This is a genomic window from Enterobacter sp. E1, from assembly GCF_016809815.1.
In the GTDB taxonomy this organism is placed as follows: domain Bacteria; phylum Pseudomonadota; class Gammaproteobacteria; order Enterobacterales; family Enterobacteriaceae; genus Enterobacter; species Enterobacter adelaidei.
In genome coordinates, this window is record NZ_JAFBJM010000002.1 from 187,974 (window position 1) to 207,571 (window position 19,598).

Annotated in this window: 17 protein-coding genes; 9 read left to right on the forward strand and 8 right to left on the reverse strand. The window is 51.1% G+C overall.

The window, feature by feature from the left end; genetic code table 11:
- The first annotated feature begins 382 nt into the window (after positions 1 to 382).
- The 3 genes from JGF26_RS07090 (at position 383) to JGF26_RS07100 (ending at position 2,679) form a co-directional block, all read left to right on the forward strand.
- Positions 383 to 1,339: a YadA-like family protein gene (locus tag JGF26_RS07090; protein WP_053089361.1), complete on the forward strand. Its 957-nt coding sequence runs from the start codon at positions 383 to 385 to the stop codon at positions 1,337 to 1,339.
- Positions 1,340 to 2,073: 734 nt separating this feature from the next.
- Complete coding sequence (locus JGF26_RS07095) at positions 2,074 to 2,328, forward strand: hypothetical protein (RefSeq protein ID WP_128347459.1); 255 nt, start codon at positions 2,074 to 2,076, stop codon at positions 2,326 to 2,328.
- 18 nt (positions 2,329 to 2,346) lie between these two features.
- Positions 2,347 to 2,679: a hypothetical protein gene (locus JGF26_RS07100; protein WP_134707750.1), complete on the forward strand. Its 333-nt coding sequence runs from the start codon at positions 2,347 to 2,349 to the stop codon at positions 2,677 to 2,679.
- 230 nt (positions 2,680 to 2,909) lie between these two features.
- Here the strand turns inward: JGF26_RS07100 and JGF26_RS07105 are convergent, their stop codons facing one another.
- A complete protein-coding gene (locus JGF26_RS07105; RefSeq protein ID WP_134707749.1) occupies positions 2,910 to 4,340 on the reverse strand; it encodes a glycoside hydrolase family 32 protein in 1,431 nt (476 codons plus the stop codon).
- A 16-nt stretch (positions 4,341 to 4,356) separates the two neighbouring features.
- Positions 4,357 to 5,598, reverse strand: coding sequence for an MFS transporter (locus JGF26_RS07110; protein ID WP_028016340.1), 1,242 nt, complete (start codon positions 5,596 to 5,598; stop codon positions 4,357 to 4,359).
- Positions 5,599 to 5,836: 238 nt separating this feature from the next.
- Between JGF26_RS07110 and JGF26_RS07115 the strand changes: the two genes are divergently transcribed.
- From JGF26_RS07115 to JGF26_RS07125, 3 genes are all read left to right on the forward strand, one after another.
- Complete coding sequence (locus JGF26_RS07115) at positions 5,837 to 6,841, forward strand: LacI family DNA-binding transcriptional regulator (protein ID WP_049008229.1); 1,005 nt, start codon at positions 5,837 to 5,839, stop codon at positions 6,839 to 6,841.
- A 336-nt stretch (positions 6,842 to 7,177) separates the two neighbouring features.
- Positions 7,178 to 8,554 (forward strand): diaminobutyrate--2-oxoglutarate transaminase, encoded by a 1,377-nt coding sequence (locus JGF26_RS07120; RefSeq protein ID WP_028016338.1) that lies wholly within the window; start codon positions 7,178 to 7,180, stop codon positions 8,552 to 8,554.
- Between the two features lie 18 nt (positions 8,555 to 8,572).
- Positions 8,573 to 10,039 carry an aspartate aminotransferase family protein gene (locus JGF26_RS07125; RefSeq protein ID WP_134707748.1) on the forward strand — a complete coding sequence of 489 codons (1,467 nt, stop codon included), beginning with the start codon at positions 8,573 to 8,575 and terminating at the stop codon, positions 10,037 to 10,039.
- A 36-nt stretch (positions 10,040 to 10,075) separates the two neighbouring features.
- Here JGF26_RS07125 and JGF26_RS07130 read toward each other — a convergent pair whose 3' ends face one another.
- From JGF26_RS07130 to JGF26_RS07145, 4 genes are all read right to left on the reverse strand, one after another.
- Entirely contained in the window at positions 10,076 to 10,591 is a 516-nt protein-coding gene (locus JGF26_RS07130; RefSeq protein WP_134707747.1) for a protein disulfide oxidoreductase, read from the reverse strand.
- Between the two features lie 100 nt (positions 10,592 to 10,691).
- Complete coding sequence (gene etk, locus JGF26_RS07135) at positions 10,692 to 12,890, reverse strand: tyrosine-protein kinase (RefSeq protein WP_134707746.1); 2,199 nt, start codon at positions 12,888 to 12,890, stop codon at positions 10,692 to 10,694.
- A complete protein-coding gene (locus tag JGF26_RS07140; protein WP_108090785.1) occupies positions 12,890 to 13,339 on the reverse strand; it encodes a protein tyrosine phosphatase in 450 nt (149 codons plus the stop codon). Before JGF26_RS07140 ends, etk begins: the two co-directional genes overlap by 1 nt.
- On the reverse strand, positions 13,339 to 14,478 hold the full coding sequence (locus JGF26_RS07145; protein WP_134707745.1) for a polysaccharide export protein: 1,140 nt from the start codon (positions 14,476 to 14,478) through the stop codon (positions 13,339 to 13,341). Before JGF26_RS07145 ends, JGF26_RS07140 begins: the two co-directional genes overlap by 1 nt.
- A gap of 471 nt (positions 14,479 to 14,949) precedes the next feature.
- Here JGF26_RS07145 and JGF26_RS07150 point away from each other — a divergent pair, with 471 nt between their 5' ends.
- Positions 14,950 to 15,282, forward strand: a complete 333-nt coding sequence (locus JGF26_RS07150) for an RcnB family protein (RefSeq protein WP_128347454.1) — start codon at positions 14,950 to 14,952, stop codon at positions 15,280 to 15,282.
- Positions 15,233 to 15,712, forward strand: a complete 480-nt coding sequence (locus JGF26_RS07155; RefSeq protein WP_134707744.1) for a GNAT family N-acetyltransferase — start codon at positions 15,233 to 15,235, stop codon at positions 15,710 to 15,712. Before JGF26_RS07150 ends, JGF26_RS07155 begins: the two co-directional genes overlap by 50 nt.
- 93 nt (positions 15,713 to 15,805) lie before the next feature.
- On the opposite strand, the gene apbC is transcribed toward JGF26_RS07155, so the two are convergent.
- Entirely contained in the window at positions 15,806 to 16,915 is a 1,110-nt protein-coding gene (gene apbC, locus JGF26_RS07160) for an iron-sulfur cluster carrier protein ApbC (protein WP_049008223.1), read from the reverse strand.
- A gap of 137 nt (positions 16,916 to 17,052) precedes the next feature.
- On the opposite strand from apbC, the gene metG reads away from it, so the two are divergent.
- Positions 17,053 to 19,086, forward strand: coding sequence for a methionine--tRNA ligase (gene metG / locus JGF26_RS07165; RefSeq protein WP_028016329.1), 2,034 nt, complete (start codon positions 17,053 to 17,055; stop codon positions 19,084 to 19,086).
- Positions 19,087 to 19,117: 31 nt separating this feature from the next.
- Here metG and JGF26_RS07170 read toward each other — a convergent pair whose 3' ends face one another.
- The gene (locus JGF26_RS07170) at positions 19,118 to 19,588 is read right to left on the reverse strand and encodes a DUF1456 family protein (RefSeq protein WP_028016328.1); all 471 of its coding nucleotides are present in this window, start codon (positions 19,586 to 19,588) and stop codon (positions 19,118 to 19,120) included.
- Positions 19,589 to 19,598: the final 10 nt, after the last annotated feature.

Sequence of the window (19,598 nt, forward strand, 5' to 3'; positions counted from 1 at the left end):
GAAGGAACTTTCACAAATATATTAATTAACTTTACTGAATGAGCTTGATTTATACGTTTTACGGACAAAACACATAAATATAATTAATGTATTTATGAAAGCCTGGCATGCATTGGATTTAACGAGGAGATTTATATCTACATGTATTTATTGGTTTTATTTAAAATCACTCGCGTAAGGGCATTTTAGCTTTCAGTGCTTTTAGTGATCCAGGTCAATATCCAAATTTATGTATTACAAGATAGTTACTACACGTTACGAAATAAGTGATTAAACAAAAATCGCCGTAAGCCGCATGAAATCATCTAGATATAACAGGGTGTTATATCTTCCCGCCTGGATAGCGAAATAACCTTATTTACTTATGTGATGAGAGCTTTAAATGAAAACTATCGTTAAGACTACTGCTAAAACTACTCTGGCTGTTATCGTGTTTGGTTCTATGTTCGCTGCTGTAGTACCAGCTAAAGCCGCTGCTTTCCCTGTTACTTCCGACACTGACGGGATCACTATCATCGGTCAACAAGGCGCGGGTTATGACCTTGATAAAATTGCTACAATGACTGTTGATCATGATTCAGCTATTACCACTCTTCAAAATGGTAAGGCTGATAAAATGGAAGTTGCTAATATGCAAGGTGAGATTAACACCATCAATAGCAACGCTAACCAGGAAACAGCAAACCGTGTTACTGCTGATCAGCAATTGCAAGGCGAGATCACGCAAAACAAAGATGCACAAGATCAGGTTAATCATGCTTTTCTGAATCAGAACATTCAGCAAGATGGGCGTTTATCTGCTCTTGAAAATGCGCCTAAGCCTAAAGACGGCGTAGACGGTGCAAAAGGTGATAAGGGCGACACTGGCGCTACTGGTGCTAATGGTAAAGACGGGAAAGATGGGGCTAACGGTGTAACAACCACCATCACACAAGTAGACACAGCTACACAAGCTAAAGTAGCGGCTAACACTGCTGCTATCTCTTCAACGTCTAACCAGGCTGCTGGCGTGGCTCAAGATCTGCAAGACGCTAAGAAAGTGTTTAGCCAGCAACAAGCCAACACCAACGCACAATTCAAATCATTGCGCGATGAAGTAGACAGTAATAAGAAAGAAGCCCGTTCTGGCGCTGCGAGTGCAATTGCGATTGCTTCTATGCCTCAAGTTGAAGCAAGTCAAAATGTAATGTTCTCTGCTGGCGTAGGTAGCTTTAAAGACGAGCAAGCCGTAAGCGTAGGCGCTTCTTTCCACGCGGGAGCCGCGACGGTTAAAACGGGTGTATCAACTAGCACAAATAATGATTTCGCTCTCGGAGCCGGAGTAGGTTTCGGGTTTTGATTAATGACCTGCCAGCCCTCAAAATGGGGGCTATATAATGAGAAAGAGATGGTAGTACGGATGATATGGTGCAAAGCACTACTACAAAACTTCCTAACGGTAACTATCAAACTAATGTTTATGAGGGTGATAGATCTTATAGCTCAACGTGCTACACCACTCCAGGTGGTAGCTTGATTTGCAACTAAAAAGAAGAGATTAGCTAACCATAGTAAAGCAACAAAATCACACCATGAATTTTAGCTGACTGGCTCTGTCTGATTATACTGATGATAGCGATTATGGCAAAATATGTTTTTCTTTCTGTTGTGTTGTATCTTATTTTGGTTGTAGTAGGTATCTGGATTGGGTTTATGTGGAATAATTTTAGCTGTATATTCTGAGGTGCTTAGTAGGTTTCTACTTTAATCACACAAGACAGGAATGAACAATATTGAAAACATATATTTATTTGTTGGCTATGGTTAGCGTTATTACTGTATGTACTTCTGGTAACTGACCAAAACCCACTACTTATAGTAACTCATCGCCTTCTTCGGGATGTGCTGCATTAGGGATAATGAAAGCATCTAACAATAAAGAAGATTTCAATAAAACCGGGGGTGTCGTTAAGCGAAGAATTAAAGAGGGTAATTTTAATCTAAAAGCAACTGAATGTGAAGAGATAGCTTTAAACACTATAAGTGCATTTAAATTAATATCGGTTGATAGCGTTCTAATCTAAGGTTATGGTAATGAAGAAATTAGTAAATTTAGTATTAGTTGCAAGTATTGCGACTTTCTTATCTGCTTGCTCTTCTCCTGCTCAACGAATGGCTGAATGTGAAGCGAAAGGGATAAGTCGTGATACCTGTTACACCGTAGAGCACAATAGACAAGATTCGATTAATAATGCTGCTCAAAATGCCGCATATGCTAATGCGCGTGATGCGGCTGCAGGTACTGGTATTTGGGCAAAGAACAGCGGCAAGCACCATAATAATGATTAATTAATACGGGTATCTATCATGAAAAGAGTTTTAATATTTTTTTTGCTTTCTTTTTCTGCTTTTAACGCCGCCGCTATCAGTGAGCACCATCGAAAAGAACTTGCTAACTCTGGCTGTACGCAAGTAGATGAGGCCACAGGAAAATGTAACGCTACAGCTTCAACGAAACAAAAAGTTTCTACTCAAGCCAATGAAGCAGATCATGTGATGAACATGTCTATCTCTACTGCTTCTGAGTACCTACTCTCTAAGGGATGGAAACCCAATAACGGAAAATGGCATAAAACAGGTTATACACTTACGTTAATGGTTGAAGATGATAAAGTAGTAAATTCACAGATTTCTAAATAATTGAGGTAATGCTCATAAAAGTAAGCGGCATATTATTTACTTCCATAAATAATTCACATCCTGTAAACCTTTAGTACACCGCTAAAGCTGCTCTTACTTACATCCGAGCATACGAAGGCTGGCGCAACGTTATCGGCAGGTCAATGCAATCCCGGATTTAAGTAGCCCCATTAATATGGGGCTTTATTTTAAATTAAGCTGACCGGCTACCCGTATCCCCCGGTCAAGCTTTACTCCAGCTGCCACGCCCCGCCATGTATAAGCGACGCTCCCCCCGTCCAGGCAAACAATGCCAGCTCACGGCATTCTGCATCAGGATATATGCGGCTGCTGAGGCACGCCTCGCCCTCGTTAACAAACACTTCTACGGAAGAGCAGTCAAAGAACAGGCGCAGACTGAGTGCGTCATTCAGGTTAAGCGCGACGCTTCGGGTACCGCACAGGCCATACTGTGGATAGTCTCGCTCCAGTACCAGGCGCTGCATCTGCGCATCAACATAAACACGTAACCCGCTTCCAAGACGAATGCCGTATTGTTCCGCGCTGCTATTAGCACAATCCCACTGCAGAATGACCTCCATCGCCTCGCAGTGTTCCACCAGCGTCATCTGCTGATTATTAAGCGTACTTATCGGCCAGGGGAACCACGCCCCGCGCAGGGTTTCAACTTCTTTGGCCGGCCGCATTTGCAGACGGTTATCCGCACTCAGCGTCAGCTCGCGCGGTAAAGAGAGCATGCCAGCCCAACCATCCTCCTGTTCCGGCAGCGGGGACTCCCACATATCCAGCCAGCCAATGACGATGCGGCGGCCATCAGGTGTCAGGAAACTTTGTGGTGCATAGAAATCATGCCCGCGATCCATCTCCACAAACTCACCTTCACGCACAAAGGGCTGACCGGGCTGCCACTCGCCTATCAGATAGCCGCTCTGGAAAAGATTACGATTTTTGTAGCCTTCAGCCACCAGCCCCTGAGGCGAAAACATCAGCACGCGCTTGCCATTGAGAGTGAAAAAGTCCGGGCATTCCCACATATAGCCCATCTCTTGTTCCGCCACCGCGAGTACGCCCATATCCAGCCACTCGTGCAGATCAGCAGAACGATAAACGCGTACCTGACCCGTCTCGCCATCCCGCGCACCGACAACCATGTACCAGCTATCCCCTTCACGCCACACTTTCGGATCGCGGAAGTGATGCAGGCCAGGTGGTGTATCAACTACCATTCCCTGTCGCTCAAAATGGACACCATCACGGCTGGTTGTCAGACACTGCACCTGATAGAGATTAGCCTCGTCGGGATCGCCGTGGAATTTGTGTCCGGTGTAAATCAGCGCCAGCGTATCGCCATCCACAACCGCCGATCCGGAAAAACAGCCATCCTTGTCTTCGGGCCCTTCCGGCGCCAGTGCAACCGGGAGATGTTCCCAGTGAACTAAATCCTTGCTGCGCGCATGACCCCAGTGCATCGGACCCCATTGGGTCGAGTATGGATGATGTTGATAAAAAGCGTGATACCAGCCGTCAAACCAGACCAGGCCATTCGGGTCGTTCATCCAGCCAGCGCGCGCAGCGAGGTGGTAACGCGGATACCAGCGCTGGTTAAGCCCTTCACGTCTGGACTGCAGTTCCTGTTCTGCTTTCGTGATTGAATACGTCATTTCTTTACTCTTTCGATCAGATGGTTGAAGGTTGCGGCATGAGCGGGTCAGAAGAGGACTTACCCGAGCGCAACAGGAAGATGGAGATAAACGTGGTGCTGAATACCAGTAGCCCCATGATGAGATAGGACTGGGCAAAGCCGTACTTCTCATAGCTGTAGCCTGCCAGCGGCGACAAGACCGAGGCAATCACCGAGCTTGTACAGGCAAAGCCCACCAGATAGAGGGTGGAAGAGAGCCGCTTATCAAAATGCAAACTGTTGTATTTAAAGATTGAGACCAACAACACGGGCAGCTCAACAGCGTGTAATAGCTTGGTAATGGAGATCAATACCGGCCCCTCAACCAGACCCGATGCCACCATACGCATCGCCATCACCATTCCCGCGAAAATCAGACCATTCTTCGCGCCAAGGCGATTCACCAGCCACGGGGCACAAAACATACCAGCCGCCTCAAGGAACACCTGGAAGGAGTTGAGATAGCCGTACATGGCGTTCCCTTCCTGCAACGTCGGGAACTGGGAGGAGAAATAGACCGGGAACTGCTGGTCGTAAACGCCATAAATACAGGTGCCGATAACGAAAAACACCAGCGCCCAGAAGCGCGGCAGCGTCAGCAGCCGCAAGGCGTCTTCCAGCGTGACCTTACCGCCGGACACCGCCTCCTGCATGGCGTGCGGGGCGGAAGAGACCCTGAGACGAGCCAGCAACACAAAAAACACCAGCCCGGCGCAGCTCGCCACCGCGAAGTTCAGCTTCGGGTTAATGTTAAACAGGAGCCCCGCAAAAAAAGTTGCCGCCGCCCAGCCAAGCGATCCCCACATCCTCGCCTTGCCGAACTCAAACTGGCTCTGGCGGGCCACGCGCTCGGTATAGGACTCCAGTACCCCTATTCCGCCGTTAAACGTCAGGCCGATATATATCCCGCCGAAAATGCTGCCGAGTAAAACGTTAACCTGCAGCAGATAACCAAATAGCAAAAAAGCCGGACCAGAAAGAATGAGCAGACAAGTCAGAAACCAGAGCAGGTTTTTACGCAGACCGAGTTTGTCCTGAATGAATCCATAGCAGATTTGAGCAAAAAGTGCGGAGACGGAAAGCACGGCATAGATAACGCCGGTATCCCCCGCTTTTAAGCCCACTTCCTGATGAAGCCAGATGGAGAGCAACGAGCCTGAAGATGACCAGGTGACAAAAAAGAAAAACAGTAATGCGCTCAGTAAAGGGTAGCTGTGAGAGTGATGCGTTTTCATCATGACATTCTCATGTTGGAGTAATGACTCAATGGTAACGTTAACATCATTTCTTTCTCATGCTGTTTGGCTAAGATTTAAGATGTTAATCACGAAAGTTAACGTTAACATTAAAAGAATGAGATCGCGATCAAATATTCATCACAGAGCTAAGCATGACCAGGCCTGGGCATCAGCCTTCCTTTTACATCAGCGACTTAGTTGTATACCCTCTCACACAGAGCACTAACGGAGTAAGAAAATGGCTTCCCTGAAGGACGTCGCAAAGCTGGCTAACGTATCGCTGATGACGGTTTCCCGGGCGCTTAACAGCCCGGAGCGCCTTAAACCGGAAACGCTGGCGCGCGTTCAGTTGGCTATCGAGCAGACCAGCTACGTGCCTGACCTGTCCGCCAAGAAAATACGCGGTGCGCATGCCTCGCCTAAAACCATAGGCGTACTGGCGCTCGATACGGTGACGACACCTTTCTCGGTAGAGATTACGCTGTCCATTGAAGAGACGGCCCGGATGCACGGCTGGAACAGCTTCGTGATGAATATGTTTACCGATGACAACCCGGACGCCATTGTCGACCTTCTCCTCTCTCATCGGCCTGACGGGATTATCTACACCACCATGGGGTTACGTCAGGTTCCTCTCCCGGCCAAACTCCTCACCCTTCCCTGCGTGCTGGCTAACTGCGAAAGTATCAATGAAAAAGTTGCCAGCTACATCCCTGATGATGAACAGGGACAGTACACTGCCGTGCATGCGTTACTCGCCGAGGGTTATCGACAGCCCCTGTGCCTGCATTTACCCGTGGACCATCTGGCCACAACCCGACGCCGTCAGGGGCTGGAACGTGCATGCCATGAAGCTGGGCTCGACCCGAACAGTCTGGAACATAGCTATATGGCGTTCGGGGACGAGCACTATCGTGACATTCCGTCAGTTTTGCTGGCGCACATTCAGAACGGCATTCCCCGATTCGACTCCGTTATCTGCGGCAACGATCGTATCGCATTGATGGTGTACCAGACGCTACTGGCTCAAGGGCTTCGCATCCCACAAGATATTGCGGTTATCGGTTATGACAATATGGTGGGCATTGGAGAACTCTTTCTCCCCCCTCTTTCAACGGTTCAACTGCCACATTATGAAATTGGACGTCTGAGTGCCCTGCATATTATTAACGGTGAAAACCATCGGGAAACAACGCGTGTTGAAAGTCCATTTTTAATGCGCGATTCCGTTGCGCATCTATAGAGACCAGGGATTTTTGCATATCATGGTGGCAAGGAGGTCGTATACCTTCTTTTATGTCAGCGAATGGCACGATTTGTCACACTCTTTTTTCTGCTTTTATACTCCAGGCCGACTGCACATAACCGGCTGTTTTACTTTGTAATAAAGTGCAATTTTCTTTCAGAAAAGAGGGATATTCCCTCCCCTGTGCCCCATGTCACAAAACAGTAAACAAATTAACCATTGAGCCCCGTGGCAAAAGGCTCTATATTGGCGGCGTTTTTTTCAGGCCCCCATCTGTTTTTTAACTTTTTATTCAATCGTGGCTCATAACGAAGCGGCGGTTGTAGGAGTGATATGATGACGGATAAAGTCCGTATTGACACCGTAGATGCCCACAAAAGCAACGAAACCTATCTGGCCCGTCAGGCCGAGTTTGAATCTAACGTCAGGAGTTATCCGCGCAAACTGCCTTTAGCCATCACTAAAGCAGAAGGCGTGTGGATCACCGATGCAGATAATAAAGAATACCTTGACTGTTTAGCAGGCGCAGGGACCCTTGCGCTTGGCCATAACCATCCTGATGTGCTGAAAAGCATCCAAAATGTCATTACCAGCGGCTTGCCGTTACATACCCTGGATCTGACTACGCCTCTGAAAGACGCGTTTTCAGAATACCTGCTCTCTCTGCTGCCAGGTCAGGGCAAAGAGTACTGCCTGCAGTTCACCGGTCCATCCGGTGCTGACGCCGTGGAAGCGGCGCTGAAACTGGCGAAAAAAGTCACCGGCCGTAGCGGTATCATCAGCTTCTCTGGTGGTTACCACGGTATGACCCACGGCGCACTGTCCGTGACCGGCAACCTGTCTCCGAAAGAAGCGGTTGACGGTATGATGCCAGAAGTACAGTTCATGCCTTACCCGCACGAATACCGTTGCCCGCTGGGTATCGGTGGTGAAGCGGGCGTGAAAGCGCTGACCTACTACTTCGAAAACCTGATTAACGACGTGGAAAGTGGCGTGCGCAAACCTGCAGCCGTCATTCTGGAAGCCGTTCAGGGTGAAGGCGGCGTGAACCCGGCTCCAGTTGAGTGGCTGCAGCGTATCCGCAAAGTGACTCAGGAACACGGCATTCTGCTGATCCTCGACGAAGTGCAGGCTGGCTTTGCGCGTACCGGTAAATTCTTCGCCTTCGAACACGCTGGCATCGAGCCAGACATCATCGTGATGTCTAAAGCTGTAGGTGGCGGTCTGCCACTGGCTGTGCTCGGTATCAAAAAGCAGTTCGATGCATGGGCTCCAGGTCACCACACCGGTACCTTCCGCGGCAACCAGCTGGCGATGGCAACCGGTCTGACCACGCTGAAAATCCTGAAAGATCAGAACATCGCAGGCAAAGTAGCCGCACAGGGCGAATGGCTGAAAGGCCAGCTGAAAGAGATGGCGAAGCGCTATCCGGTAATCGGCCACGTTCGCGGTCTGGGCATGATGATCGGTATCGAGATCGTTAAGCCAAACGAAGCTGCTGACCACATGGGTTGCTTCCCGGGTGATGGCGAGCTGTCTGCCCTGATTCAGAAGAAGTGCTTCGAAGCCGGTCTGATTCTGGAGCGTGGTGGTCGCAACGGTATCGTTCTGCGTCTGCTGCCTTCCCTGCTGATCAGCGATGAAGAGCTGAAAATCTTCCTGGATAAATTCGAGCAGGCACTGCTTGCTGCGGGCGTTCGCCCGGCGTAACCGGAGTAGTTGAACACGATGTCAGATTCAAACCCAATTTTGTTCTCCTCTGCACAGAGCATTGAAGCTTACCAGCAGGCGATTGAACAAAGCACTCAGGCCGTGATGCAGTGGCTGAAACAGCCTGAGATGTACCAGGGCAAAACGGTCGCGGAACTGCGCGACCGTATTAAGCTGGATTTCAACCCGAAAGGGCTGGGCAACGAAGCGGCAATTGAACGCGCCGTGGAGTTCTTCCTGAAAGACAGTTTGTCCGTTCATCACCCACAGTGTGTGGCGCACCTGCACTGCCCAAGCCTGGTCGTAAGCCAGGCGGCAGAAGTGCTGATCAACGCCACTAACCAGAGTATGGACTCCTGGGATCAAAGCCCGTCCGCAACCATCATTGAGATCAAACTGATCGAATGGCTGCGTACCCGCGTGGGTTATCAGGCTGGCGACGCAGGTGTCTTCACCAGCGGTGGCACCCAGAGCAACCTGATGGGTCTGATGCTGGCTCGTGATGCGTTCTTCGCGCGTCAGGGCCACTCCGTTCAGCAGGAAGGCCTGACGGGCGATCTGCGTAAGATCCGCGTACTGTGCTCAGAAAACGCGCACTTCTCCGTACAGAAAAACATGGCGCTGATGGGTCTGGGCTACCAGTCCGTGGTGCAGGTGAAAACGGACGAATTCTCGCGCATGGATCTGACCGATCTGGCGGCGAAAATCGAACAGTGCAACGCGAATGGCGAACAGATCCTGGCGATTGTCGCGACAGCAGGGACCACCGATGCCGGTGCTATTGACCCTCTGCGTGCCATTGCTGAGCTGGCGGCGAAGCAGAATATCTGGGTACACGTTGATGCGGCATGGGGCGGCGCGCTGCTGATGTCTGAGCAGTATCGTCACTACCTGGACGGCATTGAACTGGTGGATTCCGTTACTCTGGACTTCCACAAGCAGTTCTTCCAGACCATCAGCTGCGGTGCTTTCCTGCTGAAAGAAGCACGCCACTATGAACTGATGCGCTATCAGGCGGCTTACCTGAACTCTGAGTTCGACGAAGAAGCGGGCGTGCCTAACCTGGTGTCCAAATCGCTGCAGACCACGCGCCGTTTCGACGCGCTGAAGCTGTGGATGAGCCTGGAAGCGCTGGGTCAGGAGCAATACGCAGCGATCATCGATCACGGCGTGACGCTGGCACAGCAGGTTGCGGCTTATGTGCAAGAGCAGCCTGCTCTGGAACTGGTTATGCAACCGCAGCTGGCAAGCGTACTGTTCCGCTTCCGCGGACAGGTGCAGACCGATGAAGCGGGTATCGCCCTGCTGAACCAGAAAATTGGTGATGCGCTGCTGGAATCCGGCCGTGCAAACGTCGGCGTGACTGAGCATAACGGTGTCACTTGCCTGAAGCTGACGCTGTTGAACCCAACCGTGACGCTGGAAGATATTAAAATCCTGCTGTCTCTGGTTGAGCGCACCGCTCAGGAAGTTCTGGCGAAGTAATACAAAACCCCTCTTCCGCAAGGAGAGGGGTTATTTTTATACCCCTGCCCACCACATTCTGGCTTTTAATCCCCAGTAACTCGTCCACCCCGTAGTCGTGCTGACAACGTCCCCCTTCGACACAATGACCAGCGTCGGCGTTACGCTTACCTGCCATTCCTGCGACAGCGCGCCGTTTTCATCGTTTATCACCGGCATTTTCAGCTGTTTCTTTTCAACCCAGCGCGCAAGCTTTGCGTCATCACCGGAACGCATGGCAATACTCACCACATTGCCACCCTCTTCTGCCAGCTTATTGACTGCAGGCGTGGTATAACGGCAGATGCTGCACCAGGTGGCCCAGACGTAAATCAGCAGCGGTCGGTCCTGACTGAGCGCCGCAATGTCGTGCATCGTGCCATCAATCCCCTGCATCGGAGTTGCACTAAACGTGGCAGGTAATGTCGGCTTGCGGTACTGATCCACACCCCACATCACGGCCAGCGCCAGCAGAACGAGTACGATCCCTTCCCGCGCCCAGCGGCGCAGTTTGCTGAATTTGCGGTTTTCCATTATGACCTCGAGAGTTAACGAAGGTCATCTTAGCGAGCTATGCGTCGTTTCGCTGTAAAGAAGTGTCGCGAGTGTACCGCTTTGCCACGCTGGTAAAACTTTAATCCTTGCGCGGTTGCCGTGTCGTGCTATGGCCATATTCGTATTGACCATAGCCTGAGTGGTAATACAGAGCTGCTGACTTCACCACGTCGTTCAGCACGGTCCCTTTTATGCACGCCCCCATTTGTTGCAGGCGCTTGATGCAGTTCTCCATCTCTTTCAGGCTGGTCTTGCCAAAGCGAGCAACCAGCAATGAAGTTGCAGCCACCCTGACTGCCACTGCGGCATCGGTAACAGCCAACACCGGCGGGGTATCAAGGATCACAAGGTCATAATGTTCATCTGCCCACGTCATTAACACTCTGAAGCGATCGCTCATCAGCAGTTCTGAAGGTTGCGATGGAACCGGCCCACAGGTCAGCACATCAATATTGCCTTTTTCATAGCGCTGAATCGCCTCCTGACACGCACATTTTCCGTCAAGCACCCCGGAAAGTCCGGTGTGGTTTTTTAAACCGAATACGTTATGGACATATCCCTCACGCATATCCGCGTCAATGAATAACACCCTGAGCCCGGCCTGTGCCTCAATCGCAGCCAGTGAGGTGCTGACCAGCGTTTTTCCGCAGTCCTGCGTCGGGCCAGAAATCATGACGATCCGGTTAGCGGCATCCTGCAACGTGAAATGCAAGCTGGTGCGTAACCCCCGCACAGCCTCAACAAAAATATCTGCGGGCCGGTCAACAGGCAGGAAAGGCACATCGGTAATCGTGTGACTCCAGCGCGAGCCAAATACTCTTTTCCTGTGCAGGTGCGTTTTTTTCCACAGCCACATCGAACGCGGCAAGGTAGCCATCACCTGAACTCCCAGCCCTTCAAGCTGCTCGGCGGTGTTGAGACCATGTCTGAGCGCAATGCGAACCAGCACCAGCCCCATTGAGAATATCAACCCCAGCAGGGCACCAAAAACAATAATCAGCGGCTTTCGCGGTTTAACAGGATCAGGTTGCGTCACAGCGCTGTCGATAATTCGCACGTTACCGATGGCGCTGGAACGTGAGATGTTCAACTCTTGCTGACGTGTGAGTAGCTGCAGGTAGATTGTCCGACCTGACTCCACATCCCGACTGAGGCGCAAAATGTCCTGTTGAGTCGAAGGCATGGCTGAGACACGCTGATTCAGGCGAACTTTCTCCTGTACCAGCGTCTGGCGTTTTTCACGCAATGCGCGGTAATTCGGGTGATCTTTCTTGAAGAGTTGAGAAATCTCCGCCTCACGAAACGTCAACTCGTTAAGCTGGTTTTCGATATTAACAATCTGTTCAAGAACCGATTTCGCTTCCAGTGAAAGATCGACCGAGTCACGCTGTTTGCGATACTGATTCAGCCGCTCTTCGGCCTGCTCGAGCTCGATTCTGATTTTAGGTAACTGCTGCTGTAAAAACGCAAGGCTTCGCGAATCCTGCGCTTCCTGACGGGCAATATTTTGCTGCAGGTAATTGTTGGCAATACGGTTGAGCACATGGGCAATACGATCAGGATCGTTGCCGGTCAGGGTGAGCGTCATTACTCCACTCTGTTTTGCCGATTCAACTACGCTAAATTGGTTGCTCAGCGCATTGATTGCCTCCAGACGGGAACAGGTTTGTAGCGTGAATTGCGTGCCCGTTGGGGCATTCAGTTTCGCCACCAGCAGGGAAATCCCATCTTTTTCAAAAGGTTTTCCCTCCCTACCCTCAGCATAAAAATTGTCGCCTTCCAGCCGGTATGCGCCTTTTTCCAGCACCGTGAGCAAAAGGGATCGTGGTTTTCCATCAACAAGTGGCAGTTGTAACCAACCAAGGACGATCGTCGCTGGCTTACGGCCCTGCAACTGCGCCCACAACTGCCCTACGACAGGGAAAGTACGCCACGTCACGTGCTGCGTTAAACCTAATTCATCAACGGTAGCGCCCAGGATCATGCGCGATTTAAGCAGGAGTATTTCGGGTTCCACATCGGGAGACATCTCATTACCAAACTGTCTTAAATTTTTGAGCAGGCTATTATCCTGCTTTCCTTCCACCTGAATTAAGGCATCCGCGCGGTATACGGGCGTGGCCAAAAAAGCATACAGGCCTGCCAGCAAGGTAAAAATGACAGTCATCGATAAAATGACTGCACGATGATCGATCATTTCGCCGAGTAGACGAATGAGATCAATTTCATGATTTTCCGGTGTTGTGGCACCGTAACTGCCTGTTGTGTAAGACGACATTAACGCTTCATTCCTTGTTGACTCAATCGATGAGCCCATTCCTGGCTGGCTTTGCCCAGCAGTCCGAAAACATAGTCAAATGCTTCACGGCTTTTACGATAGGGATCGGGGATGTCCTGCGGCTCCAGCCATTGCCCAAAGAGCAGCGATTTGCCGCGAATTTCCGGGGCCATGGCAGAGATAAAGCGAAGATGAGCAGGTTCCATCACCAGAATAAGATCCGATTCCCGCATGATCTGCGGAGTTAATTTGCGCGCGCGATGTTCACCGAGTGAGAGCCCATGTCGCCCGGCCACGTCCTGAGCGTGGATATCCGCCGGGCTTCCTTCCAGCCCAAATATGCCTGCCGAGGTGATCTGTTTTCCCGGTAGCAACTGGCGTAACAACTGCTCTCCAATCGGTGAGCGACAAATATTGCCGGTGCAAACCACTAAGATGGAATCGAACATTATTGCGGCCACGATCTGATGTAACGGACCGTTTCGGTCAGATCATGAACACCGCTGATGGTCGGCACGAGCTGAGTAATGACGCGATTCCAGCGCGACAGCGGAGCCGTGGTGACATAAACAATGTCGTAGGGTTCAAGCTGGAATTCGGTGCCCAACACCATCGCAGAGGCATCCTGCGCATTAAGCTGATAAATGTTGGCGATTTTTCCCGCATTGTTGCCTTTAGCAATGGAGCGAATGACAAAAATACCCGTCGCATCGGCCATGTCCTGGTTCAACCCGCCCGCATTGCTCAGCGCTTCGGCAAGGGTCATCCCACTCCTGTCCATCTTCAGCGTGCTCTGCTTAATCACTTCCCCCATCACAAAGACTTTCAGTGCATCATTGCGTGGAACAAAAAGAATATCGCCCGGGTAGAGCAGCTTATTTTGCGTCAGGTCGCCGTGCTGCATCAGCGCGCACAGAGAGAGGTGTAAATCTTTCCCCTCGTGAGTGAGAACCACATTGCGCCAGTCAGCGTCAACAGAAAGCCCACCCGCCGCGTTGACGGCATCCATAACCGTCATTGGAATATTGGTGATAGCCTGCTGGCCAGATTTGGCGACTTCGCCAGTGACATAAGCTTTTTGCGAGCGGAAGGCCGCCACGCTGACATCCACCTGCGGGCTTTCGATAACGCTCTCCAGTCGTGTGGCGATCTCCTCTCTCACTTCAGAGACCGTTTTCCCCGCCACAGTGACTTTTCCGACATAGGGATAAAAGAGGGTACCATCCGCGTTCACCCAGTTACCGGCATCACTGGCACTACGATATTGCCCAGCCGGTGTTGTCAGTTCAGGGTGATCCCAAACGGTAACGGTTAAAACATCACCTGCTCCAATGCGGTACTCCCAGTTTCTGAGCTGCTCATCCAGCTTAGGATTTGGCTGAGATTTCACGACGGCAGGACGTAATTTTTCAATCAGGGAAGGGGTAAGTGGATAAAGATCCACACGCTTATCAACATTATTATATTCATCACTCGTCGTGATGATATTTTTCCCTGATGAGCTTAATGCTTGCCCGGGAGAAAATACACAGCCAGTCAACTGACTTATCGCTAAGAATATTACAAATAGTGTCGTTGTGTTTTTCATTAAAATTAATTTATGATTCATGAGCACAACAAACGTATAACAGAAAATTCAGGAAGAATTACTGAACCCATCAACGCTCTGTTTTTCATGCAGTTAAATAAAAAAACACATCATCGAATGATGCGCTGGATTAATTTAAGAAACGGAAGGAAGTTGAATTGAAAATTAAACCATTCCGCTTTTATAAGTTTAAGTTGTCTTTAAAAAAAACGCATGTCTTTCAGATCACAAACTTAGAGTAAATTTATACTTTCAGAATTAATTAAAAAACACATTTCTGCACTGAATTGCTCTTAGGAAATATCATTCATAAGCAAAATGGTATTAACCATTTGATCTACACAAAATCGTCCATTTTTGTTACATTTTTTTTCTAACAGGGTCTGCTGGGATACTTAAAATAGGCTGTCTGCCACATCGTCATCACTACAGCAGGCTGAGAGTATCAGTAACGATATAACTGGAGAAAAAATGGCTAAGCGTACATGGCTACTTCTGGGTGTAATAATGTCTCTTGCGAGTGCGGCTTCAGCAGCCCCGCAAACAGCGTCAGCGTCTGGCGGCATCAAAGCTTATGAAGAACAAGAGTTCATCGCTGATTTCACGAAGTTCAAAATTGGCGACACCGCACCTGCGCAGTATCAAACGCCCGAGTACACCATCAAACAGTACCAGTTGCGTAACCTCCCGGCACCGGATGCCGGTACACACTGGACCTATATGGGCGAGAATTACGTCCTGATCGGTGATACTGATGGCAAAATCTACAAAGCCTATAACGGAGATATCTTCTATCATCGCTGATTCGATCCTGATTCGCCCGTGGCAGGAGAGCGATCGCCCTTTCCTGCGCACGCTCTACCTCCACGCCCGGCGTGAAGCCTGGCCGTGGCTGGACAATTCACAGTGGCAGCTTGAAGACTTTGATGCAGCAACCCGTGACGAAGTAATTTGGGTCGCCGTGCAGAACGGTCATCGCCTGGGTTTTGCTTCAGTCTGGACGAACGATAATTTTCTGCACAACCTGTTTGTTGACCCGCAGTATCAGAGCCGTGGAGTCGGACACTTGCTTCTGGAGCAGGTGCAGAAGACGTTTACCAGCACAGGTTCGCTTAAGTGTCTGGAGAAGAATTCGCGGGCTGTTGCGTTTTACCAGCGACACGGCTGGCACATTGAGTCGAAGGGAATTTCTCCGGACGGAGAGTACTATCTGATGCATTACCGGCTTGGGTAAAGTCAGGTGGCGCTACGCTTACCTGACCTACAAAACCGTATTCCGTAGGCCGGGTAAGGCGAAGCCGCCACCCGGCAATTCGGAGCTGGGAACTTACACCGCGCGGAACGCGATATCACCCGGTATCACTTCACCCTGCCAGTAAAGCTGCGCTGCAACGCGCCCCGCCAGCTGGCGATACATCTCAGCAAATTCGCTGTCCGGACGGCTGACGACCGTCGGTTTTCCGCTGTCGAGATCCTCACGAAGAGTAATATGTAGCGGCATCTGGCCAAGCAGTTGGGTGTGATATTTCGCGGCCAGTTTTTCTGCCCCACCCGTACCAAATATCGGTTCGTGGTGACCGCAGTTGCTGCAGATGTGCATGCTCATGTTTTCAACAATACCAAGCACCGGCACTTCCACTTTCTCGAACATCACGATGCCTTTTTTGGCGTCAATCAGCGCGATATCCTGCGGCGTGGTCACCACAACCGCCCCCGTAACCGGAATATTCTGCGCCAGCGTGAGCTGAATATCACCGGTGCCCGGCGGCATGTCCAGCACCAGATAATCCAGATCCGGCCACATCGTCTCCTGCAGCATCTGCATCAGCGCTTTGCTGGCCATCGGGCCACGCCAGACCATGGCGTTATCATCGGTGACCAGATACCCAATGGAGTTGGTGGCCAGGCCATGAGCCATGATGGGTGCCATGTGAGTGCCATCCGGCGAGGTTGGACGCTGGTTTTCCGCCCCCAGCATGTTTGGAATAGAAGGCCCGTAGATATCGGCATCCAGAATACCGACCTTTGCCCCTTCTGCCGCCAGCGCCAGCGCCAGGTTAACCGCGGTGGAGGATTTACCTACCCCGCCTTTGCCTGAACTTACGGCAATTATATTTTTCACACCGTTCACGCCCGGCTGGTTTTTCACCCGCTTCAGGGTAGCGATGCTGTGGGTCAGCTTCCAGTCAATCGCTTTTGCACCGGTAATGCGCAGCAGTTCAGAGCTGGTTTGCTCTTTCAACGCGTCAAATGCGCTGGTCCAGACGAATGGCATCTGCAACTCAATGTGCAGGGTATCGTCCAGCCAGGCGACGTGGTGCAACGCTTTCAGCGTCGTAAGATTATGTTTCAGGGTTGGATGCTGAAAGTTAGCCAGCGTCCCGGCGACCATTGCTCGTAAGGCTTCCGGTGATTTGGCCTGGGATTGAGAACTCATCCCGACTCCTTTGTTCTTGTGAATAAGACCTTAGATGAACAAGTTTACCTGAAAGGCCGTGGTTTGTGCTTACTTAATAATGCCCCTTTTGGTAATATCAAAAACCCTTTTCACAGTTAAAAGAAGTAATGCCTACTATGACTCAAGTCGCGAAGAAAATTCTGGTAACGTGCGCACTGCCGTACGCCAACGGCTCAATCCACCTCGGCCACATGCTGGAGCATATCCAGGCTGATGTCTGGGTCCGTTACCAGCGAATGCGCGGCCACGAGGTTAATTTCATCTGTGCGGACGATGCCCACGGCACGCCGATCATGCTGAAAGCTCAGCAACTGGGGATTTCCCCGGAGCAGATGATTGCCGAAATGAGTCAGGAGCATCAGACTGATTTTGCTGGCTTTGACATCAGCTACGACAACTATCACTCCACGCACAGCGACGAAAACCGTGAGCTGTCGGAGCTGATCTACACGCGTCTGAAAGAGAACGGTTTTATCAAAAACCGCACCATCTCCCAGCTGTACGATCCGGAAAAAGGCATGTTCCTGCCGGACCGTTTCGTCAAAGGCACCTGTCCAAAATGTAAATCCCCGGACCAGTACGGCGATAACTGCGAAGTGTGCGGCGCGACCTACAGCCCGACCGAGCTTATCGAGCCGAAATCCGTGGTGTCCGGCGCAACGCCTGTGATGCGTGACTCCGAGCACTTCTTCTTCGACCTGCCATCCTTCAGTGAAATGCTGCAGGCATGGACCCGCAGCGGCGCGCTGCAGGAGCAGGTAGCGAACAAGATGCAGGAGTGGTTCGAGTCCGGTCTGCAGCAGTGGGATATCTCCCGCGATGCACCGTACTTTGGTTTCGAAATTCCGAATGCACCGGGTAAATATTTCTACGTCTGGCTGGACGCGCCAATCGGCTACATGGGCTCCTTCAAGAACCTGTGCGACAAGCGTGGCGACACTGTCAGCTTCGACGAATACTGGAAGAAAGATTCCACAGCCGAGCTGTATCACTTCATCGGTAAAGACATCGTCTACTTCCACAGTCTGTTCTGGCCAGCAATGCTGGAAGGCAGCAACTTCCGCAAGCCGACCAATTTGTTCGTACACGGCTACGTGACGGTAAACGGCGCGAAGATGTCCAAGTCCCGCGGGACGTTCATCAAAGCCAGCACCTGGCTGAACCACTTCGATGCGGACAGCCTGCGCTACTACTACACCGCGAAGCTCTCTTCCCGCATCGACGATATCGACCTGAACCTGGAAGATTTCGTGCAGCGCGTGAACGCCGACATCGTCAACAAAGTGGTGAACCTGGCATCCCGTAACGCGGGCTTTATCGCCAAGCGTTTTGACGGCGTGATGGCAGCCGAACTGGCTGACCCAGCCCTGTACAAAACCTTCACCGATGCCGCAGCCACCATTGGCGAAGCGTGGGAAGCGCGTGAGTTCGGTAAAGCCGTGCGTGAAATTATGGCGCTGGCAGACCTGGCTAACCGCTATGTGGACGAGCAGGCTCCGTGGGTTGTGGCGAAACAGGAAGGCCGTGATGCCGATCTGCAGGCTATCTGCTCCATGGGGATCAACCTGTTCCGCGTACTGATGACGTACCTGAAGCCGGTTCTGCCACAGCTTGCTGCACGTGCAGAAGCGTTCCTGAACACTGAACTGACCTGGGATGCGATTGCTCAGCCGCTGCTCGGCCACAAGGTGAACACCTTTAAAGCGCTGTACAACCGCATCGAGATGAAGCAGGTTGAAGCGCTGGTTGAAGCTTCGAAAGAAGAGGTGAAAGCCGCTGCTGCGCCGGTTACCGGCCCGCTGGCTGACGATCCGATTCAGGACACCATCACCTTTGATGATTTCGCGAAAGTTGACCTGCGCGTGGCGCTGATTGAAAACGCGGAGTTTGTGGATGGCTCCGATAAACTGCTGCGTCTGACGCTGGATCTGGGCGGCGAGAAACGTAATGTCTTCTCGGGTATTCGTTCTGCGTATCCAGACCCACAGGTGCTGATTGGCCGCCAGACGGTCATGGTGGCTAACCTGGCACCACGCAAAATGCGCTTTGGTATTTCTGAAGGTATGGTGATGGCCGCAGGCCCTGGCGGGAAAGATATCTTCCTGTTAAGTCCTGACGAAGGCGCGAAGCCTGGTCAGCAGGTGAAATAACAAAAAAGCCGGAGATAATCTCCGGCTTTTTTTATGGCTTCGCGCTGTGTATGCGATTCGTCAGCCCGCGCAAGAAATAGCGCATAAACTGGTCTCCGCACTCGCGATAGTTCTTATGGTCCGGGGCACGCATCATGGCGGTGATCTCTGGCATCGAGACGCGGAATTTCTGCTCGGTCATGATCGCCAGGATATCGTCAGTCTTCAGTGAAAACGCAATACGCAGCTTTTTCAGCACCGTATTGTTGTTTACGCGACGCTCCAGCGCCAGCTCTGGCGCAGACTCATCTTTACCGCGCTTGTCATAGATCAGGCCGTTCAGGAAGCCAGACAGAATAATGTCCGGGCAGCGGACAAAGCCCTCTTCGTCTTCTTTGGTCATCCAGGTATCGAAACCGGCCGACGTGGACTCCATGTCGGAGAGCGCAAGAATGCGCACCATGTCGTTATTATTCGCTTTAAGGGTGTAGCGCAGGCTACGGAGTATATCGTTACTGAGCATAGAGCCTTCG

Excerpts from the sequence above, each read along its gene's own strand:
- JGF26_RS07120 (WP_028016338.1), top strand. The coding sequence starts at position 7,178 with ATGATGACGGATAAAGTCCGTATTGACACCGTAGATGCCCACAAAAGC.
- etk (WP_134707746.1), bottom strand. The coding sequence starts at position 12,890 with ATGTCGTCTTACACAACAGGCAGTTACGGTGCCACAACACCGGAAAAT.
- JGF26_RS07105 (WP_134707749.1), bottom strand. The coding sequence starts at position 4,340 with ATGACGTATTCAATCACGAAAGCAGAACAGGAACTGCAGTCCAGACGT.
- JGF26_RS07155 (WP_134707744.1), top strand. The coding sequence starts at position 15,233 with ATGGCAAAATCTACAAAGCCTATAACGGAGATATCTTCTATCATCGCT.
- JGF26_RS07090 (WP_053089361.1), top strand. The coding sequence starts at position 383 with ATGAAAACTATCGTTAAGACTACTGCTAAAACTACTCTGGCTGTTATC.
- JGF26_RS07125 (WP_134707748.1), top strand. The coding sequence starts at position 8,573 with ATGTCAGATTCAAACCCAATTTTGTTCTCCTCTGCACAGAGCATTGAA.
- apbC (WP_049008223.1), bottom strand. The coding sequence starts at position 16,915 with ATGAGTTCTCAATCCCAGGCCAAATCACCGGAAGCCTTACGAGCAATG.
- JGF26_RS07150 (WP_128347454.1), top strand. The coding sequence starts at position 14,950 with ATGGCTAAGCGTACATGGCTACTTCTGGGTGTAATAATGTCTCTTGCG.
- metG (WP_028016329.1), top strand. The coding sequence starts at position 17,053 with ATGACTCAAGTCGCGAAGAAAATTCTGGTAACGTGCGCACTGCCGTAC.
- JGF26_RS07100 (WP_134707750.1), top strand. The coding sequence starts at position 2,347 with ATGAAAAGAGTTTTAATATTTTTTTTGCTTTCTTTTTCTGCTTTTAAC.
- JGF26_RS07145 (WP_134707745.1), bottom strand. The coding sequence starts at position 14,478 with ATGAAAAACACAACGACACTATTTGTAATATTCTTAGCGATAAGTCAG.
- JGF26_RS07095 (WP_128347459.1), top strand. The coding sequence starts at position 2,074 with ATGAAGAAATTAGTAAATTTAGTATTAGTTGCAAGTATTGCGACTTTC.
- JGF26_RS07170 (WP_028016328.1), bottom strand. The coding sequence starts at position 19,588 with ATGCTCAGTAACGATATACTCCGTAGCCTGCGCTACACCCTTAAAGCG.
- JGF26_RS07140 (WP_108090785.1), bottom strand. The coding sequence starts at position 13,339 with ATGTTCGATTCCATCTTAGTGGTTTGCACCGGCAATATTTGTCGCTCA.
- JGF26_RS07110 (WP_028016340.1), bottom strand. The coding sequence starts at position 5,598 with ATGATGAAAACGCATCACTCTCACAGCTACCCTTTACTGAGCGCATTA.
- JGF26_RS07130 (WP_134707747.1), bottom strand. The coding sequence starts at position 10,591 with ATGGAAAACCGCAAATTCAGCAAACTGCGCCGCTGGGCGCGGGAAGGG.
- JGF26_RS07115 (WP_049008229.1), top strand. The coding sequence starts at position 5,837 with ATGGCTTCCCTGAAGGACGTCGCAAAGCTGGCTAACGTATCGCTGATG.